The 25,224-nt window shown below is 71.3% G+C and carries 22 protein-coding genes; 4 read left to right on the plus strand and 18 right to left on the minus strand.

Translation table 11 applies throughout. The features are described from left to right. Window positions 1-91 precede the first annotated feature (91 nt). The 6 genes from STRBO_RS0135830 to STRBO_RS0135855 all read right to left on the minus strand — a co-directional run bounded on the left by STRBO_RS0135830 (window position 92) and on the right by STRBO_RS0135855 (window position 4,280). On the minus strand, window positions 92-1,111 hold the full coding sequence (locus STRBO_RS0135830) for an ABC-2 transporter permease (RefSeq protein WP_005485833.1): 1,020 nt from the start codon (window positions 1,109-1,111) through the stop codon (window positions 92-94). Beyond that, window positions 1,108-2,055 (minus strand): ABC transporter ATP-binding protein, encoded by a 948-nt coding sequence (locus tag STRBO_RS0135835; RefSeq protein ID WP_020115617.1) that lies wholly within the window; start codon window positions 2,053-2,055, stop codon window positions 1,108-1,110. Before STRBO_RS0135835 ends, STRBO_RS0135830 begins: the two co-directional genes overlap by 4 nt. After that, a complete protein-coding gene (locus tag STRBO_RS40760; RefSeq protein ID WP_005485837.1) occupies window positions 2,052-2,579 on the minus strand; it encodes a GntR family transcriptional regulator in 528 nt (175 codons plus the stop codon). The genes STRBO_RS0135835 and STRBO_RS40760 overlap by 4 nt, the downstream gene beginning before the upstream one ends. A gap of 578 nt (window positions 2,580-3,157) precedes the next feature. Then, window positions 3,158-3,409 (minus strand): hypothetical protein, encoded by a 252-nt coding sequence (locus tag STRBO_RS45770; RefSeq protein WP_158698345.1) that lies wholly within the window; start codon window positions 3,407-3,409, stop codon window positions 3,158-3,160. Between the two features lie 7 nt (window positions 3,410-3,416). Beyond that, window positions 3,417-3,758, minus strand: coding sequence for a hypothetical protein (locus STRBO_RS45775; protein WP_158690992.1), 342 nt, complete (start codon window positions 3,756-3,758; stop codon window positions 3,417-3,419). A gap of 105 nt (window positions 3,759-3,863) precedes the next feature. Next, entirely contained in the window at window positions 3,864-4,280 is a 417-nt protein-coding gene (locus STRBO_RS0135855) for an ATP-binding protein (protein ID WP_005485841.1), read from the minus strand. 217 nt (window positions 4,281-4,497) lie between these two features. On the opposite strand from STRBO_RS0135855, the gene STRBO_RS0135860 reads away from it, so the two are divergent. From STRBO_RS0135860 to STRBO_RS0135870, 3 genes are all read left to right on the plus strand, one after another. Further along, window positions 4,498-5,349 (plus strand): helix-turn-helix domain-containing protein, encoded by an 852-nt coding sequence (locus STRBO_RS0135860; protein WP_028797035.1) that lies wholly within the window; start codon window positions 4,498-4,500, stop codon window positions 5,347-5,349. Between the two features lie 8 nt (window positions 5,350-5,357). Next, window positions 5,358-5,561, plus strand: a complete 204-nt coding sequence (locus STRBO_RS0135865; protein WP_005485844.1) for a DUF397 domain-containing protein — start codon at window positions 5,358-5,360, stop codon at window positions 5,559-5,561. A gap of 292 nt (window positions 5,562-5,853) precedes the next feature. After that, complete coding sequence (locus STRBO_RS0135870) at window positions 5,854-6,825, plus strand: SGNH/GDSL hydrolase family protein (protein ID WP_028797036.1); 972 nt, start codon at window positions 5,854-5,856, stop codon at window positions 6,823-6,825. Window positions 6,826-6,987: 162 nt separating this feature from the next. Here STRBO_RS0135870 and STRBO_RS0135875 read toward each other — a convergent pair whose 3' ends face one another. From STRBO_RS0135875 to rsmI, 12 genes are all read right to left on the minus strand, one after another. Continuing rightward, entirely contained in the window at window positions 6,988-7,683 is a 696-nt protein-coding gene (locus STRBO_RS0135875) for a helix-turn-helix transcriptional regulator (protein WP_005485847.1), read from the minus strand. Window positions 7,684-7,956: 273 nt separating this feature from the next. After that, a complete protein-coding gene (locus STRBO_RS0135880) occupies window positions 7,957-10,002 on the minus strand; it encodes an outer membrane protein assembly factor BamB family protein (RefSeq protein WP_005485849.1) in 2,046 nt (681 codons plus the stop codon). Between the two features lie 211 nt (window positions 10,003-10,213). Then, on the minus strand, window positions 10,214-12,010 hold the full coding sequence (locus STRBO_RS0135885; RefSeq protein ID WP_005485851.1) for an outer membrane protein assembly factor BamB family protein: 1,797 nt from the start codon (window positions 12,008-12,010) through the stop codon (window positions 10,214-10,216). A gap of 332 nt (window positions 12,011-12,342) precedes the next feature. Next, a complete protein-coding gene (locus STRBO_RS0135890; protein ID WP_005485853.1) occupies window positions 12,343-14,154 on the minus strand; it encodes an ABC-F family ATP-binding cassette domain-containing protein in 1,812 nt (603 codons plus the stop codon). Between the two features lie 82 nt (window positions 14,155-14,236). Further along, window positions 14,237-14,494 carry a hypothetical protein gene (locus STRBO_RS0135895; RefSeq protein ID WP_005485855.1) on the minus strand — a complete coding sequence of 86 codons (258 nt, stop codon included), beginning with the start codon at window positions 14,492-14,494 and terminating at the stop codon, window positions 14,237-14,239. 274 nt (window positions 14,495-14,768) lie between these two features. Then, window positions 14,769-16,154, minus strand: coding sequence for an acyltransferase family protein (locus STRBO_RS0135900; protein WP_005485856.1), 1,386 nt, complete (start codon window positions 16,152-16,154; stop codon window positions 14,769-14,771). Window positions 16,155-16,245: 91 nt separating this feature from the next. Further along, window positions 16,246-17,160, minus strand: coding sequence for a 4-(cytidine 5'-diphospho)-2-C-methyl-D-erythritol kinase (locus tag STRBO_RS0135905; protein ID WP_005485858.1), 915 nt, complete (start codon window positions 17,158-17,160; stop codon window positions 16,246-16,248). Then, window positions 17,157-18,086: a 16S rRNA (adenine(1518)-N(6)/adenine(1519)-N(6))-dimethyltransferase RsmA gene (rsmA, locus tag STRBO_RS40770; RefSeq protein ID WP_005485859.1), complete on the minus strand. Its 930-nt coding sequence runs from the start codon at window positions 18,084-18,086 to the stop codon at window positions 17,157-17,159. The genes STRBO_RS0135905 and rsmA overlap by 4 nt, the downstream gene beginning before the upstream one ends. Before the next feature lie 355 nt (window positions 18,087-18,441). Then, window positions 18,442-19,881 carry a resuscitation-promoting factor gene (locus tag STRBO_RS0135915; protein ID WP_005485861.1) on the minus strand — a complete coding sequence of 480 codons (1,440 nt, stop codon included), beginning with the start codon at window positions 19,879-19,881 and terminating at the stop codon, window positions 18,442-18,444. 155 nt (window positions 19,882-20,036) lie between these two features. Then, window positions 20,037-20,939, minus strand: a complete 903-nt coding sequence (locus STRBO_RS0135920; RefSeq protein WP_005485864.1) for a TatD family hydrolase — start codon at window positions 20,937-20,939, stop codon at window positions 20,037-20,039. A 60-nt stretch (window positions 20,940-20,999) separates the two neighbouring features. Next, window positions 21,000-21,416 (minus strand): hypothetical protein, encoded by a 417-nt coding sequence (locus tag STRBO_RS0135925; RefSeq protein ID WP_005485865.1) that lies wholly within the window; start codon window positions 21,414-21,416, stop codon window positions 21,000-21,002. A 416-nt stretch (window positions 21,417-21,832) separates the two neighbouring features. Further along, entirely contained in the window at window positions 21,833-22,681 is an 849-nt protein-coding gene (rsmI, locus tag STRBO_RS0135930; RefSeq protein ID WP_028797037.1) for a 16S rRNA (cytidine(1402)-2'-O)-methyltransferase, read from the minus strand. 113 nt (window positions 22,682-22,794) lie between these two features. Between rsmI and STRBO_RS0135935 the strand changes: the two genes are divergently transcribed. After that, the gene (locus STRBO_RS0135935; protein WP_020115621.1) at window positions 22,795-24,534 is read left to right on the plus strand and encodes a dolichyl-phosphate-mannose--protein mannosyltransferase; all 1,740 of its coding nucleotides are present in this window, start codon (window positions 22,795-22,797) and stop codon (window positions 24,532-24,534) included. The last annotated feature ends 690 nt before the right edge of the window (window positions 24,535-25,224 follow it).

The raw sequence follows: 25,224 nt of genomic DNA on the forward strand, positions 1-25,224 counted from the left end.
CGGGGCGCGGCGGAGCGACGCTGGGCCGCTCGGCCGCGTACGGAGAGGGAACTGCGAGGGGGATCGGTCGGACGAGGCGCTCGGACAGATGTCAGACGAGGCGCTTGCGACCCCAGAGGATGACGAACGCCGCGATGGCGGCGGTCAGGGCCAGCAGGATCGAGGCGCCGAACCACTGCATGGCGGACATCTGGGAGATCGGGATGTAGTCGACCGACCAGCCGACGACCTGTGCCTTGTCCAGGCAGGCGTCGCGGGCCTTCTCCGTCCCCTCGGCGCAGCTGCCCCAGCCGATGAGGTCGCCGGAGGCGGTGAGGTAGGACTCGTCCAGGACGTGGGCGCTGTCGGGCCGGTTCGGCTGGGAGTTGTCACCCACGCCGTTGTGGCTGGTGACCGTGATGACGTTCCCGAGGGACATCCGGAAGTACGACCAGGCCACCTGCAGCGCGACGGCGAAGCCCAGGGTGACGACCATGGACAGTAGGGTCCGGCGCACCAGCATGCCGATCGCCACGCCACCGACGACGGTGAGCAGGGTGAGCGCCACGGGCACGGGTCCGCTGTTGTCGAATCCTGCGGGGTCGGCCCAGGTCAGGACGTATGACGACGACCTGACCGGCGACCACCACCAGGTGAACGCGGCGGAGAGCGCCGTGGTGCACACCACGACCACGAGCGCGGTCACACCGAGCTTGGTGGCGAGCCAGCGGACGCGGCTGACGGACTGCGCGTTGACCAGCTTGGCGGTGCCGTTCTCCAGGTCGCCGGCGAGGAGGGGCCCACCGAGGAGGACACCGACCACGACGGGCAGGAGCCCGAGCAGTCGGGCGGCCATGTTGAGCGGCCCCTGGTCGAACCTGTCCTCCCAGCCGGACTTGAGGTGGGGATAGCCGTATCCGTCGAGGTACGTGATCATCTGGTGGCGCTGGTACACGAGCACCGCGACGGTGATCGCGGTGGCGGCCAGCAGCGTCCAGTAGGCGGCGCGGTGCTGACGCCAGACGAGCCAGTTCATGCCGCTGAGCCGGAGGCCACGGCCACGGCCGGTCTCGCTGCGGGCGGAGTCGGAGAAGGTACCGCCGGTACCGCCGGTGCTGGTCATCGTGCTCATGCCGCCACCGCCTGCGGGGCGACGTAGGAACTGGGGCTGATCAGGGGCGGGGCTTCGGGCGTGCGGAGATAGGCGAGCAGGAGCTCCTCCAGGTTCGGGGTGCTCGCCTCCCACGGGCCGCCGGTGACCGGCCCGTCGGGGCGTACCAGCGAGGTGAACTGCCGTCCGCTGGTCCGGGTCTCGACCACGGTGTGGTACGCCAGCTCCGGGGGCGTCCGCCCGTCGGAGTGGACGCCCGTCAGCACGGCGTGCGAGGTGCGGAGTTCGTCGACCTCACCGGCCAGGCGCAGCCCTCCGCCCGCGATGACCAGCAGGTAGTCGCAGGTGTTCTCCAGCTCGGCGAGCATGTGGGTGGACATCAGCACGGTGGTGCCGCGCTCGGCGGCCTCGGCCAGCAGGGTGCCCATCAGCTCGTGGCGGACCAGCGGGTCGAGGTCCGACATCGGCTCGTCGAGGAGCAGCAGGTCGGGACGCTTGCCGAAGGAGACGGCGAAGGCCACCCGGGTGCGCTGGCCGCCCGAGAGTGTGCCGATCTTCGCGTCGAAGGGCACGTTGCCCGCGCGGACGATGTCCTCGGCGGCCCGCTGGTCCCAGCCGGGGTTCAGCTCTCGCCCCATCCGCAGGGTCTCGGCGACGGTGAAGCGCCGGAACAGGGGCTTCTCCTGGGCGAGGAACGCGGTACGCCGAGTTGCCTCTGCGGACTCGGGGGCCGCGCCGAACACGCGCAGGGTGCCGGTGGTCGGCTCCAGCAGGTTGGCGGCGATGGCCATCAGCGTGGTCTTGCCGGCCCCGTTGGGACCGACCAGACCGCAGATCCGCCCGGCCGGCAGCCGGAAGGAACAGTCCCGCAGCGCCCAGCCCCGGCGGTACTTCCGGCCCACCCCGCGGGCTTCTATCGCGGACGTGTCCGCCGGCCCCCCGTAGCCCGTCTCATAGCTCGTCATGCGTGTCCCCTTGTCCCCGTCGTTCCTGTGGTTCCTGTGGCTTTTGTGGTTATTGCAGCTTTTGTGGATTTCGTGGTTCCTGCCGGTCCTGCCGGTCCCGCCGGTCCCGCGTGCTCGGCGTCTGGCCCGGTCCCGGCGTACCGCTCCTCCATCACCGACGTGACCAGAGCGGTCACGTCGTCCTGTTCGAGACCCGCCTCGCGGGCCCGGTCCATCCAGCTCTCCAGCTCGCCGCGCAACGGTGAATCCACCGCCGCCTGCGGACGAGCCAGCGACTGACGCACGAAGGTCCCCAGTCCCGGCCGCGCTTCGACCAGCCCCTCCCGCTCCAGCTCGCGGTACGCCTTGAGCGTGGTGTTGGGGTTGACCGCGGAGGTCTGCGCAACCGCCTTGGCCGTGGGCAACTGGTCGCCGGGCCCGAGTACGCCGAGCCGTAGCGCCTGCTTGGTCTGCTGAACGATCTGCTGGTAGGCGGCGACCCCGCTCCGCCTGTCGATGCGGAACTCCAACCCCTTCACCACCATTTCACTAGTCGACTAGTGAAATGATGATGGAGCACCGATCGCGGACCTGTCAAAGCCCACAGGTCGGGGCGCCGGGCGAGGAGGTGAGGAAGCGCGTTGTCCGCGCGGGAGGCACCGTCAGAAGGGCCCGGCGGGCGTTCGGGGGCCGCTCCCATGACCCCGAAGGCGCCGAGGGAGGCAAGGACTACGGCAAGGAGGGCAAGTCCACGAACCACACGTCGAACCTCACCATCAAGGTGGAGCGGGCAAGCTCCCCCGATGTCTCCGAGGCCGTGGTGGAACTCACGCGAAACCCGGGATCAAACCTGTCCGACGTCGTCGACGACCTGCCGAAAGGCCGCTATGTCTTCTACTTGAAGTCCTGGTACAAGGGGGACGACGGACCGCTCTACCGATGCGCGTCCGCGGCCAAATGCCTGGTGGGTGTCACCGACGGGTCTCTGACGACACCTCGCGAACCGGAATCCGCCGAAGACCTCACTCAGCCCGAGGCACGGGCGGCGCCGACCCTATGCGTCTCTCACTGCCGTTGGTGCGCCCACGACCGGACGCACCAGTGCGCGAAGACGCCAGCCGGGTCAGGCTCGGTCGTCGTCGAACAGTTCGGCGGCGTCGGTGACCTCGTAGGCCCGGTCCACCCAGATCTGGAGGCGGTCGGGGTCGGTGCAGCTGCGTACCCTCTGCCGGACGGAGTCGGGTACGTCGATGTGACGCCGGTCGAGCGTGCGCAGGACGCCGGCGATCCGCTCCGCGATTCGTTCCTCGACCCGGCCCTCCTCTCGCAGCTTCACCGCGACCGGGTTCTTGAAGAAGTAGTTCACCGGCATCATGAGTTCCTTATTTTCCATGCGTGATCGCCGAAAACACCGCGAGGGTGACGTCCCGCGCCACCTCCGCCTCGTTCGCGATCACCGGCACGTTGTCCGGCCCGAGGACGAGTGGCCGTACGACCAGCGAGGCCCAGTCCGGCAGACCGAACCGGATGGGCTGAGCAGCCCACTTGGCGGTGGAGCGATTCTGGGTCATGACGATCAGCACCGGCTCCACGCGGTACTTCTCGTGGAGATAGGCGAGGTAGTACGGCCAACTGCCCCGCTTTCGCTCGTCCTGCCTCCCCTGGGATTCCAGAACCAGCAAGAAGGCGCCCTCGTCGGTGTCCACGCGCACCAGGCTGTCCACCCGGCGCTCCACCGGAGCGATCTCCGTCAGGTCCGTGTTGACGACGGAGATCGAGCGAGGCCCGGGAACGGCACAAATCTTCTTTCTGTCGGGATGCTCAACGAGCTACGCGGCCGTCAGTTCGCACCACACGTATTTGCCCGAGTGACCGAACCGGGACGACGGCTGCCAGCCCCAGATGTCCGTACAGGCGCGGACGAGGGCGAGGCCCCGACCGGTCTCCATCTCGGGCTTCGCCACGTTGTCCGGTGGCTCCGGGGGTTGCGGGTCGGCATCCCAGGCGCCGATCCACAGGGTGTCGCCCGACCAGCGGACACGCAGGGCTGCCGGGCCCTTGGTGTGGAGTACGGCGTTGGCGATCAGCTCCGTGGCCAGGAGTTCGGCGGGGTCCAGCAGGGCGGCCAAGCCGTGCGCGGTGAGGATCAGGCGGAGGGTGCGGCGGGAGACGGTCACGGCTCGGGGGTCGTGGGGGATGTGGAGGACGTACTCCCAGGGCTCGGGTGCGAGTGCGCTTTCGGGCATGGGTGAACTCCGTTCGGGGGATGGGGAGTTGTTCGGGGCATGCGGTGGCATTGCCTCAGCCGTCGCGGCAGGACGGAGTGGTGCGCTTCCGGAGTCCCGATATTTCGCAGCGTGTGCGGCGCTTCACTGACGGTAAGGCATTAATTTCGGCCCCTGCAACCCGCTGCCGTAATCTGACACCCGAACGTGGTGTGGTGACAGGAACGTTGGGGAGTACATGGCGGCGAGGAGCAACCCCACCGCACGGCAAGTGCGCCTGGGAACGGAGCTACGCAGGTTGCGCGAGGCCGCCGGCCTGAAGGCCCGCGAGGTCGCGGCGTTCCTGGATTCGACCTCGACCCAGATGAGTCAGGTAGAGGCAGGCATCGCGGCCGTCAGCGCGGAGCGCATCCGCCGTCTGGCAGCCCACTACGCCTGCACCGACGAGGAGTTGATCGACGCCCTCGCGGCAATGGCGGGTGATCGCAGACGAGGCTGGTGGAACAAGTACCGGGATGCCCTGCCCCAGGTGAACCTGGACGTGGCGGAGGCGGAGCACCATGCGACGTACCTCCGCGAAGTCGTCATCAACCGCGTCCCCGGGCTCCTCCAGACTCCGGACTACGCCCGAGCGGTCTTCGGGTACATGCGCCCGGAACTGCCCGAGAGCGAACTCGCACCCCGGGTCGAGTACCGGTTGAAGAGGCGTTCGGTCATCGAGGGCGACGCCCCCACCCCGTACCAGACGACCGTCCACGAGTTCGCCTTGCGAGTCCGAGTGGCCGACCGTCAGACCTCCGCCTCTCAGCTCCGGTGGATTCTGGACCGGATCGAACAAGGCAACGTCACTGTCCGAGTGATCCCCATCGACCAGGACGGCTTCGCCGGTGCCGGAGCCTCGATGGTGTACGCGGGTGGTCCGGTGCCGAAGCTGGACACCGTCTTCCGGGACGCCCCGACCGGCGTCGTGTTCATCGATGCAGAACCGCAGCTGCACCGGCTCCGAACACTCCTTCGTAGAGTGGAGTCGGCGGCGCTGGAACCCGTGGCGTCGCGGGACTTCATCCACCGCTTGGCAAAGGAGTTGTGAGGCGCCCCATGGACCACACCCCGCGCTGGCAGAAGTCGACCTTCTCCGACGGCGGCGAAGGCGACACCTGCGTCGAAGTCGCCGCCTCCCCCGACGACATACACCTCCGCGAGTCCGACACCCCCACCACAGTCATCGCGACCACCCGCACCCCCCTCGCCCACCTCCTCCACGCCATAACCGCCGGCAGACTGACCCCGCCCCGCGGTTGATCAACTGCCGTACAGGCGTGAACAGGACAACGGGCGGGGTTCGTTCGGTGGAACGGAAGCCGGGGAGCCGTCCGGATAATCGCTCCGCAGCGATCAAGCGCCACACCGGATTCGGCGACAGAGGGGCACACATGGTCCCTACATCGACCTCACCCGTTCAGAACATGCCGGCCCTGCCCGGAGGGACCACCAGAGACCCGACGGTAAGTGACTGTCCGTATTGGATCTAGTGCGTTAAGTAACACTCCTCGTACGGTCATTGCGTCACCAAAACCGTATCTCTGGAGGATTCGTGGCAAACTTGCGCACTCGTCTGGCCGTGCTGGGCTCCGCCGTGGCTCTCGCCGCAGGCGCGCTCGTCCCCGCGCAACTCGCCGGCGCCACCCCGGCGGCCGCGGCGGCCTACGAGTGGGTCGCCCTGGGCGACTCCTACACCGCCGGGGTCATCCCGGCCGCGGGCGACACCTTCGAAGTCCCCCGTGACGGCTGCGAGCGCACCGACCGGTCCTACCCCCAGGTCATCGACCGGGATCTCGGTTCACTGATCGAACTGACCAATGTCAGCTGCGGAGCCGCCACCATCGAGGACATCACCTTCAACGCCCAGGAGCCGATCGGCCGCCACCTGCCGCCCCTCTCCGAGGACCCGGACTACCCGTTCCCGCCGGTGCCTCCCCAGTCCGAGGCGGTCGGGCCCGGCACCGACGTGATCACCGTCGGCGCGGGCGGCAACACCCTCGGGTTCGCTCAGATCCTCTTCACCTGTCTGCAACTGGGCGACGGCAGCGGCGGTGTGGGCACACCGTGCCGGGACGACCTGGCCGACGACATCCCCGGCCGGCTGACCAAGGTGAGCGGCGACTACGAGGAGATGCTCACCGTCCTCCACGAGCGGGCCCCGCACGCCAAGGTCCTGACCGTCGGCTACCCCACGGTCATCCCGGAGGACACGGCCAAGTGCCGGTACAACGACTGGGAGCAGTTCGCGTCGATCACCCCGGGAGACCTGGACTGGCTGCGCGACGACGTGCTGGCACCGCTCAACACGGTCATCGAGAAGGCGGCCGGTGCGCACGGGGACACGTTCGTCGGCCTTTCCGACTCCTCCCGGAACCACAGCGTCTGCGACTCGGGCAAGTGGGTGGAAGGCGTCTTCACGACCTTCCCGACCGAGGTGGCCTTCGTCCACCCCAACGCCCAGGGCCACCAGAACGCCGCCGATCAGGTCACCCCGGCGATCCTGAACGCCTTGGGCGTGAGCTGATCCGCGTCCGGCGTCCCCGGGGAGCCGTATCGGGCCGACGGCCCGATACGGCTCCAGCGGCGTGGCTCCAGCGGCATGGCTCCAGCGACGTGCGCGAACTCGGCTGGGATGCGCCTGGCCTCCGGCCCAGACCCACCCGGAGGCAGCCGCCGGGCCGGAGCACTAAGCCTCCACCCCCGGCGGACCGTGCGGCACCGGGCCCGCCCGGTCCAGCAGGCCCGTGCGGGCCGCCAGGGCCGCCGCCTCCAGGCGGGAGCCGACCCCCAGCTTCATCAGGACGCGTTGCACGTGGGTGCGGGCCGTCGACGGGGCGATGCCCATGCCCGCCGCGATGAGGCGGGTGTCCTCGCCGTCCGCCACCCGCACCAGGACCTCGACCTCGCGCGGGGTCAGCATCTGGAGCAGGCGCTGGCCCTCGTCGTCGGGCTGGGCGGCGGGGTTCAGCAGTTCACCGAACGCGCTCTGCAACAGCTGCGGCGCCACCGCCGCCTCACCCGCGCGGGCCTTCATGATGGCCCGCTCGACGCCCTCGATGCGTTCGTCGTGCCGCACGTAGCCGGAGGCCCCCGCGGCGAACGCGGCCGCGATGCCACGCGGGTTGGGCACCGGGCCGAGGACCAGCACCGCCACCTGCGGGCGCTCACGCTTGATCTTGACCACCGGGTCGAAGATTCCCGGCTCGGCGGGTGTCGCCGTGCCGAGCAGACACACCTCGGGTGCCCTCGTGATCACCAGTTCCGCCGCGCCCGCGGCCGGCGCCGCCGCCGCGAGCACCCGGTGCCCGCGCAGCTTCAACGCCGAGGCCAGCGCCTCGGCCAGCAGTCGGTGATCGTCGACCACCATGAGCCGGACTCCCATAGAGTCACCCCACCCCCCAGTCCCCCCAGATGGTTGCCAACTATGGCTGCCCACTGGTCCTCACGGACAGAAGCCCCCCGACTTCCCCGTCGGCTCCCCGCTGTTCATGCCCCCGGAAGCTACACGCTTGTTCGACGTTGCGCTCCCCCTATCGGAGAGAAGTGCCCGGATTACCGAAATTCCCTCCGATTCGAGCGGGATGAGGGATACGTGCACGGCCCCGCCCCTGAGCTGGGGCGGGGCCGGCGAGGAAGATCGAGGGGGCGCGTGGGGTTACTTCACCCCGAAGCCGAGCGCCGTGTACTCCTTCTCGTCCTTCGAATACGGCTTGCTGACGAGTTCCGAGCCGATGAACCACCGTCCGTCGGTGTAGAGCATCTCGCTCAGCGTCGGCGTCATCCCGCTGATCGCACGCAGCACCGACTCGGAGGACGGGGTCTCCAGGAGCTTGGTCTGCTTCAGCGACTTGCCGTCGATGGAGACGATCTGGGCCCCCTTGTCGTACGGGCCGTCCTTGAAGGCGATGAGGTTCGGCCCGTCCATCCGGATCGGGAACAGCTCGTAGTCGTCGCCCGCGTCGACCCGGTCGCCGGTGGACTTCCCCGTGGCCAGCGAGAAGGACACGATCTCGTTGGTGGAGCTGTAGGAGCCGGTGCCGTCGTGGTTCTTGGTCGGCATGTACACCTTGTCGTTGCCGACGTAGATGCCCCGGCAGGCCCAGACACCGCGGACGGGGCACTCGTAGTCGTACTTGTCGTCCGGGATGGAGATCTTGGCGCGCAGCTTGCCGCTGTCGTCGAGCGAGAAGATGTCGCTCGTGCCGGTCAGCGGGACGTCGCTGCCGGTGACGACACCGAAGACCACCGGCTTGGTGGAGATGATCTTGGCGCGCGAGATGCCGGAGGGCACCTTGTAGGTCCACTTGACGCTGCCCGACTTCGGGTCCAGCAGCTGGATCTGGAAGGTCTCGCTGCCGTAGTCACCGCACTTGCGGACCGCGATCAGCTGGGCGCCGCCCGCGTAGCCCTCGTCGGTGCACTCGCCGACCTTGGGCGACCACAGCACCTTGCCGGAGTTGACGTCGAACGCCGCGCCGCCGCCGTAGCCGCCGGCCGCCGCGACCGTCGTACCGGAGATGGTGACCTCGCCGAACGGCACCTTCTCACCGCTCGTGTCGGCGCTCTTGGTCCACACCTCCTTGCCGGTCTCGACGTTGAACGCGGTGACCTCGGTGCAGGGCTGACGGTCGTCGTTGTTCTTGCGCTTGGCCGACTCGGTCACCACCACGGCGATGCCCTCGGTGGTGATCTCACGGGAGCCCGCGCAGGTCTGACCGGCCAGGTCCAGCGTCCACTTGGTCTTGCCGCTGTCCGGCTCATAGCCGACGATCTTGTTCAGGGCCGACTTGGCGTACGTGGTCTTCGTCAGCCAGGAGCCCTTGACGCTGTCGATGGTCAGCTTTTCCTTGACCTCGTGCGCGGGCACCTGGAAGAGGATCTTCGCGTTCGGGCTGCTGGGCGCCTTCTCCTGCGCCTCGGTCGGCACCTCCACGCCACCGGACGACGAACCGCCGGACGAGGACGAACCGCCGTCGTCACCCTTGGTGTCGTCCTTGCCGCCGGTCGTGCCCTGCGAACTGGCGGTGTCCTTCTTGCCACCGTCGTCGTCCCCGCTGGTGGAGGCGTAGAAGACACCGCCGCCGACGATCAGCGCGATGGCCGCGACCGCCGCCGTGATGATGATCGCCGTGGAGTTGACCTTCTTCTTGCCGCCCGGGGCCTGCCCCATCTGCGGATGCATCGCCATGGTCGGCGGCTGGTAGCCGTAGGGGCCGGGAGGCGGCTGCTGCCCGTAGGGACCGGGCTGCGGCTGCTGGCCGTACGGGCCGGGCTGCGGCTGGCCGTAAGGACCCGGCTGACCCGGCTGGCCGGGCTGGCCCGGGTAGCCGTAACCGGGCTGCGGCGGGGGCGTCTGCGGGTAGCCGTAGCCGGGGCCCTGCGCGGGCGGGGGCCCCTGCGGGGCCTGGGCCGGCGGCGGGGTCTGCTGGGCCGGGGGCGCCTGCGGGTAGCCGTAGCCCGGACCGGGCGCGGGCGGGCCCTGCGGCGGGGGTGTCGGGGCGCCGAAACCGCCGGGCGGCGGGGGCGTGGGCGCGCCGAAACCACCCTGCGGCGGGGTGTCCTGCGGGGGCTGCGCGGGCGGCTGGCCCTGGGCCGGGGGCTGCGCGGGCGGCTGACCCTTGTCCAGCGACGGGGGCTCGGCGGGCGGCTGGTTCGGGGGCGGGCCCGGCGGCTGGTTCGGCGGGGGCGGCGGCTGCGTCATGACGTGAATACCTCGAAGCGGAGAGCGGAGGACGGAAGAAGGACGGAAGGGGAGGCCGGCCGGGTCACGGCGGGGCCGGGCGGCGGTGGCGTCGGGCGGCCGGTGTCCACGGCCCGCGCCGGTGACGCGGGCCGGGCCCGCGGGACCGGCCGGGCCCGTCGCACGGTCCGGACGGGGCCGGTGGCACGGGCGGGGCCGTCGGTCGCGCGCGTCACTTGCCGTAGGCCAGCATCAACTTCTCCTTCGCGTCGTCGACACCGTTCAGCAGGGTGGTGGAGATGTAGAAGCGGCCGTCCACGTAGTCGATGGCCTTCGAATAGAACGAGCTCTCGATCTCCGCGGCGCTCGCCGGCATCTGGATGAGCTTGGTCGCCTTCGGGCCGCTGCCGGTGGCCGGGATCGACACGACCTGGCCGCCCGCGTCGCGCGTGGACTCCACGTACGCGAGGAGCTTCGCCCCCTCGACCTTGATCGGGACGATCTCCGCGTCGGCGGAGGGCGACTTCAGGCGCCACCTCTCCTTGCCGGTCGCGAGGTTCAGGGCGACGACCTCGTTCGTGCCGTCCTTCTCCTCGGTCGGCAGGTAGAGGGTGTTCGCGTCGGCCGCGACGCCCGTGCAGCCCGCCAGGTCGCGGGTGAGGATGCCGCCGTCGCAGTCGGGCGCGAACGAGGCGTCGGAGTCGACCTGCGAGCGGGTCGAGCCGTCGGCCTTGAGGGTGGAGATGTTCCAGGTGTTCTCCTCCTCGTTGGTGAGGTAGAGGACGACCGGGTCCACCGAGTAGGCGTGTTCGACCTTCCAGCCCTTGGGGATCTTCCGCGTCCACTTGGCCTTGCCGGTCCTCGGGTCCAGCTCCTGGACCTCGTCGTGCTCCTTGTCGGTGGTCACCGCGCAGGAGGAGACGGCGATCAGCCGCGCGCCGCCCGCGAACCCGGCCGGGTAGCAGGACTGGCCGTAACTCTTCTTGTCGAACAGCTTCTTGCCGGTGTTGACGTCGTACGCCGTCCCGGACTGCGAGCGGCCCACCATGAGCGTGTCCCCGGTGACGGAGAGCCCGACGCTGATGGTGCTGTCGAACAGCTCGCCCTCCTCCACCTCCGTCGACCAGCCCTTGTCACCGGTGTTGAGGTCGATCTGCTGAAGCTGGTCGCACTCGGCGTTCTTCGAGGTGTTCTTCTGGTACGAGACCACGACCCGGTCGCCGGAGGTCGCCCTCGGGGTGACCGCGCAGATCTTGCCGGGGAACTCGATCGGGTCCCAGGCGGGGTTCCCGTCGGACACGTTGTAGGCGAAGAGCTGCTTGTACGCGGGCTTCACCGCGACCTTGTCGGTGACCCACAGGCCGGGGGCGCTCGCGCCGGAACCCGGGGCGTCGGGGGCGCTCTTGTACCAGAGCACCTTCGCCTCACCGGCCTTGACATCCGCGTTGAGGTCGGCGATGTCGAGGTCCTCGCCGCCGTCGCCGCTGCCGTCTCCCTCGTTGACCGGCGCGGTGGGCGCGTCCGAGGGCTTGTCGTCCTCGCTCGGGCTCGTGCTCTCCTTGGCGACCGGTTTCTTCTCGTCGTCGTCCCCGAGGCTCGTCACCGCGAACACCGTGCCGCCGACCACGAGCAGCGCGGCCACGGCGGCGCCGATGATCATCGCGGGCTTGCCCTTGAAGGGGCTCTTGGAACCGCCGCCACCGCCCGGGGGCGGGGTGGGCGCGCCCGGGTACTGCGACTGCGGGTAGCCGTAACCGGCCTGCGGCGCCGGGTTGTACGGGCCGGGCTGCGCGTAAGGGCCGGGCTGCTGCGGCTGTCCGTACGGGCCGGGCTGGGCGTACGGGCCGGGCTGCGCGGGCGGCTGCTGCTGGGGGTAGCCGTAGCCGGGGGCCGGGGCGGGCGGGCCCTGCGGCGGGGGCGTCTGCGGGTAGCCGTACGGCTGTTGCGGCGGTTGCGGTTGTGACGGCTGCGGCTGACCGTGTGGTGCTCCGTAGCCGCCCTGCGGCGGCTGATCGGGTGGCTGAACCATCAGCGCTTTCCCCCTGTTCGCTGCTTTCGAGCCACCCGTGGTCACGCGTGGTGTCGCTTCTCAGACTGCCAAGACTCTTCTCAGACGGCTCTTTCTATCACTGCGACGCTCCCCCGTACGGGGCCGGTCGCTCCCCTGTTCCCAAGGGAGAACCGGCCCGTAATGCCTCCGTTACGCTCCTTCACGCCCCCTTCACCGGACGCACGCCCCCTACGCCGCAAGCCTTCCGCGCCCCCGAAGGGGCGCGGGGAACTGCGCGAGCAACCACGAACGACCCGCACCCGGCATCGAACATCAGCCCAGCTCGCGCCACCCCGCACGAAGCGGAGCGCTCACGCGTCGTCCGCCAGTTCAAGCCACCGCATCTCCAGCTCCTCCTTCTCCGCGCCCAACGCCCGCAACTCGGCGTCCAGCTCCCCCACCTTCGCGAAGTCGGTCGCGTTCTCGGCGATCCGCGTGTGCAACTTCGCCTCCTTCTCGGAGACCTTGTCCAACTGCCGCTCGATCTTCTGCAGTTCCTTCTTCGCGGCGCGCGCGTCGGCGGCGTTGCGCTGCGCGGCTTCGGCGGCGGGCTTCGCGGCGATCCCGGCGGCGGCCGCGGCGGCCTCCTCCATCGCGTGCCGCCGCTCGATGTACTCGTCGATCCCGCGCGGCAGCATCCGCAGCGCCGCGTCGCCGAGCAGCGCGAACACCCGGTCGGTCGTGCGCTCGACGAAGAACCGGTCGTGGGAGATGACGATCATCGAGCCGGGCCACCCGTCGAGCAGGTCCTCCAGCTGCGTCAGGGTCTCGATGTCGAGGTCGTTCGTCGGCTCGTCGAGGAAGAGGACGTTGGGCTCGTCCATCAGCAGCCGCAGAATCTGCAGCCGCCGCCGCTCACCACCGCTGAGGTCGCCCACCGGCGTCCACTGCTTCTCCTTGTTGAAGCCGAAGGTCTCGCAGAGCTGCCCCGCGGTCATCTCGCGCCCCTTGCCGAGGTCGACGCGGTCGCGGACCTGCTGCACGGCCTGGAGCACCCGCAGGTTCGGGTCCAGCTCGGCGACCTCCTGGGAGAGGTAGGCGAGCTTGACCGTCTTGCCGGTGACGACCCGGCCGGCGGCCGGCTGCTTCTCCCCCTCGCTGCGCGCGGCCTCGGCCATGGCCCGCAGCAGGGAGGTCTTGCCGGCGCCGTTGACGCCGACGAGGCCGATGCGGTCGCCCGGCCCGAGCTGCCACGTCAGATGCTTCAGCAGCACCTTCGGTCCGGCCTGCACGGTGACGTTCTCCAGGTCGAAGACGGTCTTGCCGAGCCGGGACGAGGCGAATTTCATCAGCTCGCTGGTGTCACGCGGCGGCGGCACGTCCGCGATCAGCTCGTTCGCCGCCTCGACCCGGAACCGGGGCTTCGACGTACGGGCCGGAGCCCCTCGCCGCAGCCACGCCAGCTCCTTGCGGACCAGGTTCTGCCGCTTGGTCTCCTCGGTGGCGGCGATCCGCTCGCGCTCGGCGCGGGCGAAGACGTAGTCGGAGTAGCCGCCCTCGTACTCGTAGACCGAGCCCTTCTGCACGTCCCACATCCGGGTGCAGACCTGGTCCAGGAACCACCGGTCGTGGGTGACGCAGACGAGTGCGGACCGGCGCTCCCGCAGGTGGCCCGCGAGCCAGGAGATGCCTTCCACGTCGAGGTGGTTGGTGGGCTCGTCGAGGACGATCAGGTCCTGCTCCTCGATGAGCAGCTTGGCGAGCGCGATGCGCCGCCGCTCGCCGCCGGAGAGGGGGCCGATGACGGTGTCGAGGCCCTGCGGGAAGCCGGGCAGGTCGAGCCCGCCGAACAGCCCGGTGAGGACGTCCCGGATCTTGGCGTTGCCCGCCCACTCGTGGTCGGCCATGTCCCGGATGACCTCGTGCCGGACGGTGGCGGCCGGGTCGAGGGAGTCGTGCTGGGTGAGGACGCCGGCGTGCAGGCCACCGGAGTGGGTGATCCGGCCCGTGTCGGCCTCCTCCAGCTTGGCGAGCATCCGGATCAGGGTCGTCTTGCCGTCCCCGTTCCGCCCCACGACGCCGATCCGGTCCCCTTCGGAGACGCCGAGCGAGACCCCGTCGAGCAGGGCACGGGTGCCGTACACCTTGCTGACGTTCTCGACATTGACCAGATTGACGGCCATTACTCTCCTGCCACGGGGACGATCGACCCTCCAGGATAGTCGGCGGGGTGGAGGGGGCGTGACGGGCGCCCGGGCGGGGGCCTCAGCGGGAGACGACGACGCCTTCGCGGCGGGCGGTGGCGCGCAGGCGGCGGCCTCGCCCGGTGGGCCCCCAGGGCTTCGGGACCGAGATCACGGTCATGAAGACGTACGCGGTCAGCGAGACGGCCGGGCCGGAGCGGCCGTCCCCCGCGTCCGGCAGCGGCCCGCCCGCGGCGACGGCGGTGACCGCCGGGTTCACGCCGGGGCGCAGGGCGAGGACCGTGGTGGTGAGGGTGGCCGGGGTCAGCCAGAACTTCACCTGGGCCCGGTGGTGGCGGGCCAGTCCCCGGGCGTGAGCCCGAGCCAGGCGGCGGAGGCGGCCACGTGGACGACGAGGAGGGTGCGGCGGCGTGAGGAGGAGGCCGTGCGCCCCGGGGCGTCTCCACCCGGGGCGCACGGCGTTCGCGCGAGACCCGGGGCGGCGTCGACGTGCTCGGGCCGGGCGTCATGTCGTCGCGGGTCGAGGTCTCGGCGATGAAGACGGCCGGGACGGCGTCCGCGTTGGCCGGCCGGCGCGATTCTTCCGCGTCGGCTCACGCGTGCCGATCACTCCGCGCGGCCCCACGCCCCGCCCGCTCCACCAGGAGCCAGCCCACGAGGGTCATCGCCACCGCCGCCGGCGCACTCACCGGCACGGCGATCAGCAGGGCCGTACGCCCCTCGAACAGCCCGCCGAAGCCGACCATGGACAGCCCCAGCACCCCGAAGAGACAGAGCACGGCACCGAGGGTGGCGGCCGGTCCGGAGTACGCCGTCGGCCCGCTCGAACTGCCGCGCGGGCGCGGGACGGTGGACCGGGCAGCGGGGCGCTCGAAGCTCCGGAAGGCCGCGACCAGCACCGCCGTCAGAACGGCGGCGGCGGCGATGCGCGGGGGCAGCTGGGCCCACCAGGCACCCGTCGCGGGCGCGGGCAGCGGCACATCCAGCGCGAGCAGCATGCCGTAGACCCCGAGCATGGCCGACAGGTGCCACAGGAACGCGGTCATCGACATGCCGTTGGCCGCCACGACCGCCCGCCACACCTTCGGCCGCTCCAGCCACCGTCCGGCCGGCCCGCGCAGCCACTCCACCGCGCCGACCAGCCACAGGCCGTGGCACAGCAGCGCGAAGGTCGGCGGCGCCATGTTGGACACCTTCTCGCCCGGCATCCCGACCATCGACAGCGGATACGGCCCGTACGCCACCAGCAGCGCCGCCCCCGCGAGCCCGGCCCCGGCGAGCAGATACGGCCGGGTCAACCGCCCGTCGGCGCGCAGGAATCCGAGCTGGTGGATCGCGAGCCACACGAAGGCGAAGTTGAGGAACTCGACGAACGGCACGTCGAACGCGAAGCGCAGCACGTCGACGGTGCCCGCCGCCGCGACCAGCGCCCCGAACGCGCCCCACCCGAACCGCTCGTGCATCCTCAGCAGCGGCGGGGTGAAGGCGACCATCGCGAGGTAGATGCCGATGAACCACAGTGGCTGCGCGACCAGCCGCAGCGCCACGTCGAGCAGTCCGCCGCCCTGGCCCGCGAGTTGGAGCAGGACGGCGGCGGCGCCCCACACCCCGATGAACACCATGGTGGGCCGCAGGAGCCGCTGGAGCCGGGCGCGGAGGAAGGCGGGGTGGACGGAGTCGCCGTCCGGGTGCCGTCGGCTGAGCGAGCGGTAGGAGAGGGCGTGCGAGAAGCCGCCGACGAAGAAGAACACCGGCATGATCTGCAGGGCCCAGGTCAGGATCTGGAGCCCCGGCTCGACGGCGAGGAGGTTCCCCACCTCGACATCGCCGTCCGCCCCGCCGCCGGTGGTGACCGCCGCCATCAGCCAGTGGCCGAGGACGACCGTGCCAAGGGAGGCGACGCGGAGGAGATCGACGTACCGGTCACGGGTGGAGGGGGTGGCGGCGGCGAGTTCGCTCGCACTCGTTCCGGCACGCACGCTTGCGCTCACGCTTGCACTCATGGGAGTACGGTCGCGCCGGCGCCGGGTCGGGCGTCAGCGCTCCCGTACTCAACTCCCGTCTGAGTACCTAGGCCTGGGCTCCCGGGACGACGGTCGCCCCCGGCGCGGGGGAGACGGCCGCCCTCGCCGCCCGGCACGTGCCGGACGCGAGCAGGCCCTCGGCGACGGTGCGGGCCGCGTCGGCGTCCCGGACGAGGAAGGCCGTGGTCGGGCCCGAGCCGGAGACGAGCGCGGCGAGCGCGCCCGCGGTGCGGCCCTCGGTGAGGGTGTCGGCCAGCTTCGGGAAGAGCGAGAGTGCGGCGGGCTGGAGGCCGTTGGAGCCGGGCAGGAAGGCCGCGAGCGCGTCGGCGTCCCCCTTGGCGAGGGCGTCCAGCAGCACTTGGGAGGCGACGGGCTCGGGGACGACGTCGTGCGCGTGGAGCCGGTCGAACTCGCGGTAGACGGCGGGCGTGGAGAGCCCGCCGTCGGCGACGGCGAACACCCAGTGGAACGTACCGCCGACGTCGAGGGGCCGGAGCTGCTCGCCCCGCCCGGTGCCGAGTGCCGCCCCGCCCACCAGGCTGAACGGGACATCGCTGCCCAACTCCGCGCAGATGTCGAGGAGTTCCTCGCGCGAGGCGTCGGTCCCCCACAGCGTGTCGCAGGCGAGGAGCGCGCCGGCCGCGTCCGCGCTGCCGCCGGCCATACCGCCGGCGACCGGGATGTCCTTGGCGATGTGCAGATGGACGGCCGGCTCGACGCCGTGGCGTTCCGCCAGCGCGAGCGCGGCCCGTGCGGCGAGGTTCGTACGGTCCAGGGGGACCTGGTCGGCGCCGGGGCCCTCGCAGGTGACGGTCAGCTCGTCGGCGGGGGTCGCGGTGACCTCGTCGTAGAGCCCGACGGCGAGGAAGACGTTGGCCAGGTCGTGGAAGCCGTCGGGCCGGGGGCCGCCGACCGCGAGCTGCACGTTGACCTTGGCGGGGACGCGAACGGTGACGCTCACGACTGGCGGGGCTCCTCGGTGTGGTTCCGGTCGTAGGTCCTGGTGCCGGTGGCGGCATCGGTGACGCGGTGCTCGGCGATGGCGGCGAACTCCTCGACGGTCAGGGACTCGCCGCGGGCCTGCGGGGACACGCCGGCGGCGACGAGGGCGGCCTCGGCGGCGGGCGCGCTGCCGGCCCACCCGGCGAGGGCGGCCCGCAGCGTCTTGCGCCGCTGGGCGAACGCCGCGTCGACGACCGCGAACACCTCCCGCCTGGCGGCGGTGGTCTTGACCGGCTCGGTCCGGCGGACGAGCGAGACGAGTCCGCTGTCGACGTTCGGCGCCGGCCAGAAGACGTTCCGCCCGATCGACCCGGCGCGCTTGACCTCCGCGTACCAGTTCGCCTTCACCGACGGCACGCCGTACACCTTCGAGCCCGGTCCGGCGGCGAGGCGGTCGGCGACCTCCGCCTGGACCATCACGAGGGTGCGTTCGATGGTGGGGAAGGTGTCCAGCATGTGCAGCAGCACGGGGACGGCGACGTTGTACGGGAGGTTCGCGACGAGGGCGGTGGGCGGGGGGCCGGGCAGTTCGGTCACCTGCATCGCGTCCGAGTGCACGAGGGCGAAGCGGTCGGCGCGGGTGGGCATGCGGGCGGTGATGGTGGCGGGCAGCGCGGCGGCGAGGACGTCGTCGATCTCGACGGCCGTGACCCGGTCCGCCACCTCCAGCAGGGCGAGGGTGAGCGAGCCGAGACCCGGGCCCACCTCGACGACCGTGTCCTGCGGGCGGACGTCCGCGGTCCGCACGATCCGGCGGACCGTGTTGGCGTCGATCACGAAGTTCTGGCCGCGCTGTTTGGTGGGGCGCACGCCGAGCGCTGCCGCGAGCTCGCGGACGTCGGCGGGGCCCAGGAGGGCGTCGGGGAGGCTGGAGGGGCTGCTCACGGCACCAGGGTACGGGGCGGGGGGTGGGGGGTTGTTCCTGGGCGCCTGGGGGGTGGAGGGTTCGGTGCGTCGGCGGGGGGGGGCCGGGGGGGGCTGATCGCGCAGTTCCCCGCGCCCCTGAAAGCCCAGGCCCCTGCGGGCTTGGAGCAGGACGGGGGCGCGGGGGTGGAAGGCGGCGGGCGAGCGGGGGTGGAAGGCGGCGGGCGAGCGGCTCTGGGAAGCGTGGGGCGTAGCGCCTGCTTTTCAGGGGCGCGGGGAACTGCGCGAGCGGCCACAACGCACCCGTACTCGCCGACGCACCGGGCCCACCCACCCCCTCACCCACCCACCCCCTGGGCGTCCAAGATCAGTCCCCTCACCCCCGCAGCCGCGCCCCGCAGTGGGGCCAAGGGCTCGCCCCCCGCTGGACGTACAGCTTCTTCGCGCGGAGGGTCTGTTCGCCCGCGGGCGCGTCCTGGGGGCGGCCACTGCCCCCGAGGCTCTGCCAGGTCCGCGTGTCGAACTGGTACAGCCCCCCGTACGTCCCGGAAGGATCGACCGCGTTCGGCCGCCCCCCGGACTCACACGCCGCCAGCCCCGGCCAGTTCAACCCCTCCGCCCCCGCCACGGACGCCGGCACCGCCTTCGTCCCCACCTTCACGATCTGGTCCCCGGGCTCCCGCACCACCTCCGTACGGAGCAGCCGCGGCCGCTGCCGCACCCCGTTGACCGACCGGACCGCGTACGTTTCCCGGCGGGTGCCCGGATACCCCGCCCGCTCGACGACCTCCGTGCCCCGGAACAGGGACGGGTCCTCGGCGCGGCGCACCCGGAACGGGATCGGCACCTCACGCACCTCCGTGGACGCCGTCACCCGCAGCACGGTCACCGTCTGCCCGTCCCGGGGAAAGCTCGCCCGGTCGACCGAGGTGGTGTCCTCCCCGCGCAGGGTGACCCCGGCCTGCTCCACGGCCTCCCTCACGGTCGCCGCGTTCGTGCGGATCGTCCGCGTCCGCCCGTCCGCCATGATCGTGACGGTGCGCTCGGTCCGGACGTCCAGCTCCAGCCCCTGCCGCCCGATGCGCTGGGAGCGCGAGGTCGAGACGTACGCCCCCTCCGCACGCACCCCGAGCTGCTGGAGCGCCCCGTCCACCGTGTGTGCGGTCGTCCAGACCTTGCGCCGATGGCCGTCCACGGTGAGGGCGACGGGCCGCCCGTAGTGCACGGCCACCTCGTCGCCGCTGCTCAGGGCGGTACCGGGAGCGGGCGCGATGACATCGTGGGGGCCGACGGGGACCCCCTCGTCGGCGAGCAGTTCGGAGACGTCGTCGGCGAAGGTGTGCAGCGTGCGCGGCCGCCCGTCGACGGTCAGCTCGATCGCCTTGTCCTTCGCCACGAACGCGGAGGTCCCGCCCGCCAGGAACGCCACCACCAGCGCCTGCGGGACCAGCCTGCGCAGCGAACCGGGCCGGTCGGCGGCCCGTCTGCGCCGGGGCGCCCGCCGGGAGGCGCCCCGGCCGCCCTCGCCGGAGGCCCCGGCCCCCAGAACCGGCCCGCCCGGCTCCCGGGGCTTGTCACGGCGGCTCCGGTCCGCGTAGGCGGGGCGATAGGTGTCCACGTAGACCCCGTACGGCAGCGTCTCGGCCTCGTACGGCGGCGTCCCGGCGGCGCCGTACGGCGGCGGGACCTCGGCCCCGTACGGCAGCGTCCCGGCCCCGTACGCCGGCATCGCGGCGTCACGCACCGTGGGCGGCCGGCTCGTACCGTCCGGGCCATGGCTCTCGTAGGTCTCGTACGACGACTGCACGTTGCTCACGACGACACGCTCCAGAGGGGATCCGGGTCCGGGTCGGGCGACGTGAACCTAGCGGACTTCGGTCACCCTCCAAAGCAACGTGGTCACGCAGTGTCGCGACACGGGCCACTGATCATCTTTTCGGGCCCCCCGGACGGCCTAGTCGGCGTGATCCGTCAGTAATCGAACGCCCTCGCCGTGTTCGCCGCGATCGCCGTCGCCAGCGCGTCCTCGCCGATACCCCGCACCGCGGCCATCGCCCGGACCGTGACCGGAACGAGATACGGCGCGTTGGGCCGTCCGCGGTACGGGGCCGGCGTCAGGAAGGGCGCGTCGGTCTCGACGAGGACGAGTTCGAGGGGGGCGACGGCGAGCGCGTCGCGCAACGGCTGGGCGTTCTTGAAGGTCATGTTCCCGGCGAAGGACATGAAGTAGCCGTGCTCCGCGCACTCGGCGGCCATGGCGGCGTCGCCGGAGTAGCAGTGGAAGACGGTCCGCTCGGGCGCGCTCTCCTCCTTCAGGACCCGCAACACGTCCTCGTGGGCGTCGCGGTCGTGGATGACCAGCGCCTTGCCGTGCCGCTTGGCGATCTCGATGTGCGCGCGGAAGGACCGTTCCTGGGCGGCCTTGCCCTCCGGCCCGGTCCGGAAGTAGTCGAGCCCGGTCTCCCCGACCCCCTTGACCTGCGGCAGAGCCGCGAGCCGGTCGATCTCGGCGAGCGCGTCGTCGAGTGCCGTGTCGCCGCCGGGGGTCCGCGCGCCCTGCCGGGACCAGCCGTCGGGGTCGCCGTGCACGATCCGCGGCGCCTCGTTCGGGTGCAGGGCGACCGTGGCGTGCACGGCCTCGTACCGCGCGGCCGTCTCGGCGGCCCAGCGGGAGCCCTTGAGGTCGCAGCCGACCTGGACGACCGTGGTCACCCCGACGGAGGCGGCCTTCGCGAGGCCCTCCTCGACCGTGCCGGACTGCATGTCCAGATGCGTGTGCGAATCCGCGACCGGCACCCGGAGGGGTGCGGGGAGCGGGGGCGCGGCGTTCCTGTCGTTCTTGCCGGACGCGTTGCCGGAGTCGTTCGAAGGCATGCCCCGATCCTACGAATCGCGGAATCGGGGCATGCCTCACAGGCTCACTGATGGGGAGGATCAGCTCGCCTTGCGGTGGAACGGGTGCAGCAGGTCGGAGAAGTGCCAGTGGTGGTGCTCCCCCGGCTCCGCCGCGTCGCTCGCCGCCGCCTCCGCCGCGTCGACCGCCGCCGGGCGCGGCTTCGGCACGTGGCGCCGGTGCTCGGCGTCCCGGACCGACGACACCTGGCCCGCCCGCATGATCCGTACGACATGACCGTCGCAGTTCTGGCACGCCGGCCGGGAGAGCGGGGACGGCACGACCTTGCCGTCGGCCACGTACATCACGAAGTCGCGCCCCTGGGCGTCGTTGTGGTGCTCGATCTCGTACGACTGCTCCCAGCCGTGCCCGCAGCGCATGCAGGCGAACGAATACGACTCGTGAACGACGGCGGTGGCGGTGTCCCGCAGGACGGCCCGCTCTGCGATCTCGGTCATTGCCAGCTCCTCTGGTCCGCTGGACGCTGAGGACGGGTAAGTCCTCACCACCCATAGGACTCCTCCGCGGACCCGAAGTGCACCCCACCTGCCGACTGTTGAAGCCGTTTTGGCCCGTCCTTGTGGGAAGCCCCTCCCCGCGAGGGCATTGCTTTGCTCGGCTTTGCCGGGGCATGGGGCGCGAGGGCTCGTTCGGGGGGCGCGGGGGCTTATTTCGCGGAGCGCGGGGGCTCGTAAGTTGCGGGCGCCTCGGGGGGTGGGGAGTGCGGTGCGTCGGCGGGTGCGGGTCCGGTGGGGCTTCTCGCGGCAGTTCCCCGCGCCCCTGAAAGCCCAGCCCCTGCTTTTCAGGGGCGCGGGGAACTGCGCGACCAGCCCTCACTCACCCGCACCCGAAAGCGCACCGAACCCCCATCCCCCTACGGCGCAGCCCTCTTCGCCGCGACCACCGCGTCGAAGACCTCCCGCTTGGGCAGCCCCGCCTCCACCGCCACCGCGGCGATCGCCTCCTTGCGGCTCTCCCCCGCCTCCTCACGCACCCGGACCCGCCGCACCAGCTCCGCCGCGTCCAGCTCCTCCGGCCCCTTCTCCGGCGCCCCCTCGACGACGACGGTGATCTCGCCGCGCACCCCGGCCGCCGCCCACTCGGCCAGCTCCCCGAGAGGGCCCCGCTTGACCTCCTCGTACGTCTTGGTCAGCTCGCGGCACACGGCGGCCCGCCGCTGCGCGCCGAAGGCCTCGGCCATCGCCGCGAGCGTCGCGTCCAGGCGGTGGGGGGCCTCGAAGTACACGAGCGTGCGGCGCTCCTCGGCGACCTCGCGCAGCCGCCCCAGCCGCTCCCCGGCCTTGCGCGGCAGGAACCCCTCGAAGCAGAACCGGTCGACGGGCAGCCCCGACAGCGCGAGCGCGGTGAGCACGGCGGACGGCCCCGGTACGGCGGTGACCCGGATGTCCTTCTCCACGGCCGCGGCGACGAGCCGGTACCCGGGGTCGGAGACCGACGGCATCCCCGCGTCGGTGACCAGCAGCACCCGCGCCCCGCCCACCAGCGCCTCGACGAGTTCCGGCGTACGCGCGGCCTCGTTGCCCTCGAAGTACGAGACGATCCGCCCGCCCGGCTGCACGCCGAGCGCCTGGGTGAGCCGCCGCAGCCGCCGGGTGTCCTCGGCGGCGACCACGTCCGCACCGGCCAGCTCCTGGGCGAGCCGGGGCGGCGCGTCCGCGACATCACCGATGGGGGTACCTGCCAACACAAGGATTCCTGTCACACCCCCATCCTCCCAGGGGGAACGCCGTCGGCAGGGCGCGGGACCGCCTCGGACACCCCGGCCACATTCCCGTCCCACGGGACTCCCACAGCCGTGTTCCCTACGATGGCGCGGTGACCAGTACCGCGTCCTCCACGGACACCCGGCAGGACCAGGCCACCGAAGCGCAGCGGCCGTCGTGGCAGCACCGCCTGCGCCGATTCGGCTACGCGGCGCCCCCGAGAGGCGACGTCCGCACCCGGCTGGTGCCCCCGTACACCCGGCCGGGTCCACGGGTGTGGGCCGCGCTCGGGCTGCGCGAGAGTGGCGCGGCGCGTCTGGTCCGGTGGTCGGCGTGGGGCGGTCCGCTGCTGGTGACGCTGTTCGCGGGGCTGCTGCGGTTCCACGACCTGGGCAGCCCCAGGGCGGTGATATTCGACGAGACGTACTACGCGAAGGACGCGTGGGCGCTCGTCCATCGCGGGTACGAGGTCAACTGGGCGAAGAACGCCAACGAGCTGATCCTCCAGAACAACGGGAACGTGCCCATCCCGACGGAGGCGGCCTATGTGGTCCACCCCCCGGTCGGCAAGTACGTGATCGGTCTGGGCGAGCTGATGTTCGGGTTCGACCCGTTCGGCTGGCGGTTCATGACGGCCCTGCTCGGCACGCTCTCCGTGCTGATGCTGTGCCGGATCGGCCGCCGGATCTTCCGCTCCACGTTCCTCGGCTGCCTCGCGGGCGCGCTGATGGCGGTGGACGGCCTGCACTTCGTGATGAGCCGCACCGCGCTGCTGGACCAGGTGCTGATGTTCTTCGTGCTGGCCGCGTTCGGCTGCCTGGTCGTGGACCGCGACAAGGTTCGGCAACGCCTGGCCGCCGCCCTCCCCCGGGACGGCGACGGAGTCGTACGCCCGGACGTCCTCATCGCCGAGACGACCCGCCTGGGCTGGCGCCCGTACCGCTGGCTGGCCGGTCTCTGCCTGGGCCTGGCCCTCGGCACCAAGTGGAACGCCCTGTACTTCCTGGTGTTCTTCGGGATCATGACGGTGCTCTGGGACTACGCGGCCCGCAAGGTCGCCGGCGCCCGTCAGCCGCTGATCGCGATGCTCCAGCGCGACCTCGGCCTCGCGTTCCTGTCCACGGTCCCCGTCATGATCGTCACCTATCTGGCCTCCTGGACGGGCTGGATCCTCTCCCCGGACGACGGCACCGGCGGCTACTACCGCAACTGGGCCGCGACCGAGGGCAAGGGCGGCTGGTTCGCCTGGCTCCCGGACTGGCTGCGCAGCCTGTGGCACTACGAGCACGCGGTGTACGAGTTCCACATCGGGCTGTCGTCCCCGCACACGTACCAGTCGAACCCGTGGAGCTGGATCGTCCTGGGCCGCCCGGTCTCCTACTTCTACGAGTCCCCGTCCCCCGGCAACGACGGCTGCGCGGTCGACACCGCCGACAAGTGCGCCCGCGAGGTCCTCGCCATCGGCACGCCACTGCTGTGGTGGGCGGCCGCCTTCGCGGTCCTGTACGTCCTGTGGCGCTGGTTCTTCCGCCGCGACTGGCGCGCCGGCGCGATCGCCTGCGGCATCGCCGCCGGCTATCTCCCCTGGTTCCTGTACCAGGAGCGCACGATCTTCTTCTTCTACGCCGTCGTCTTCCTGCCGTTCCTCTGCCTCGCCGTCACGATGATGATCGGCGCCGTCCTCGGTCCCCCCGGCGCCCCGGAACGCCGCCGCGTGGCCGGCGCGGCGGGCGCCGGCGTCCTGGTCCTCCTGATCGCCTGGAACTTCATCTACTTCTGGCCCCTCTACACCGGCCAGCCGATCCCGATCGACAGCTGGCGGTCGCGGATGTGGCTGGATACCTGGGTCTAGCTGCGCAGACTGACCGCGATGACCACAGCGGCCCCTCCGGCGTCGTGGTCATTGTTGGTCGTCAGTGGTCGTCGTCGGTCCCCCTCGGACGGCCCGTCGACGGCCCAGCCAGGGGAGCGTCTGCGCAGGTGGACGCAGCCCTACGACGATGGCGCCGACGGGGACGGTCGACGTCGCCCAAGCCGATCGCAGGGAGGCGCGAGCTGCAGGGCGTGGTCTGCGAAAGATGTTCAGATATCGGAACCAGCAAGACGCGTGAGCCGTAATCTCGCCACATGGATGACGATGCGACCCAAACCGGGCACAAGATCGGGCCGAGTCCCGTGAGTCGGACCAGATCAGTCCGCCGGGACTTGATAGGCCCTCGCGCGATGAAACGTCGCTCATAGCAACTCCGCGAGCGCAGCGTGGGCTCGGGTCGGCATCCATGGCCGCTGGCCTCACCACCTTCGCGGAGATGGCCGCTCAGATCCAGCGCGACCTCAACTTCGGGAACCTCGCCGCCAGCATTCCGAGAAATGTAGGCAGTATGTCCTGATCGGAGACCGCTTCGCCAGCACGCCCGACTGGGTCAGACCGACAGCCATCCTCACCTTAGGCGCGGGCGCCGGCCTCGCCGCCCGGCGTTGGCTGACCCCTGGGTCGCATCCGAAGCTTCTGCAGCGAGGCTTCATCGGGCTGCTACTCACA

It is taken from the genome of Streptomyces bottropensis ATCC 25435 (assembly GCF_000383595.1).
GTDB lineage: Bacteria > Actinomycetota > Actinomycetes > Streptomycetales > Streptomycetaceae > Streptomyces > Streptomyces bottropensis.

What these genes read in the sequence shown, in the direction of transcription:
- STRBO_RS0135830 (WP_005485833.1), bottom strand. Translation starts at nt 1,111, where the DNA reads ATGAGCACGATGACCAGCACCGGCGGTACCGGCGGTACCTTCTCCGAC.
- STRBO_RS0135835 (WP_020115617.1), bottom strand. Translation starts at nt 2,055, where the DNA reads ATGACGAGCTATGAGACGGGCTACGGGGGGCCGGCGGACACGTCCGCG.
- STRBO_RS40760 (WP_005485837.1), bottom strand. Translation starts at nt 2,579, where the DNA reads ATGGTGGTGAAGGGGTTGGAGTTCCGCATCGACAGGCGGAGCGGGGTC.
- STRBO_RS45770 (WP_158698345.1), bottom strand. Translation starts at nt 3,409, where the DNA reads ATGATGCCGGTGAACTACTTCTTCAAGAACCCGGTCGCGGTGAAGCTG.
- STRBO_RS0135855 (WP_005485841.1), bottom strand. Translation starts at nt 4,280, where the DNA reads ATGCCCGAAAGCGCACTCGCACCCGAGCCCTGGGAGTACGTCCTCCAC.
- STRBO_RS0135860 (WP_028797035.1), top strand. Translation starts at nt 4,498, where the DNA reads ATGGCGGCGAGGAGCAACCCCACCGCACGGCAAGTGCGCCTGGGAACG.
- STRBO_RS0135865 (WP_005485844.1), top strand. Translation starts at nt 5,358, where the DNA reads ATGGACCACACCCCGCGCTGGCAGAAGTCGACCTTCTCCGACGGCGGC.
- STRBO_RS0135875 (WP_005485847.1), bottom strand. Translation starts at nt 7,683, where the DNA reads ATGGGAGTCCGGCTCATGGTGGTCGACGATCACCGACTGCTGGCCGAG.
- STRBO_RS0135880 (WP_005485849.1), bottom strand. Translation starts at nt 10,002, where the DNA reads ATGACGCAGCCGCCGCCCCCGCCGAACCAGCCGCCGGGCCCGCCCCCG.
- STRBO_RS0135885 (WP_005485851.1), bottom strand. Translation starts at nt 12,010, where the DNA reads ATGGTTCAGCCACCCGATCAGCCGCCGCAGGGCGGCTACGGAGCACCA.
- STRBO_RS0135890 (WP_005485853.1), bottom strand. Translation starts at nt 14,154, where the DNA reads ATGGCCGTCAATCTGGTCAATGTCGAGAACGTCAGCAAGGTGTACGGC.
- STRBO_RS0135920 (WP_005485864.1), bottom strand. Translation starts at nt 20,939, where the DNA reads ATGCCTTCGAACGACTCCGGCAACGCGTCCGGCAAGAACGACAGGAAC.
- STRBO_RS0135925 (WP_005485865.1), bottom strand. Translation starts at nt 21,416, where the DNA reads ATGACCGAGATCGCAGAGCGGGCCGTCCTGCGGGACACCGCCACCGCC.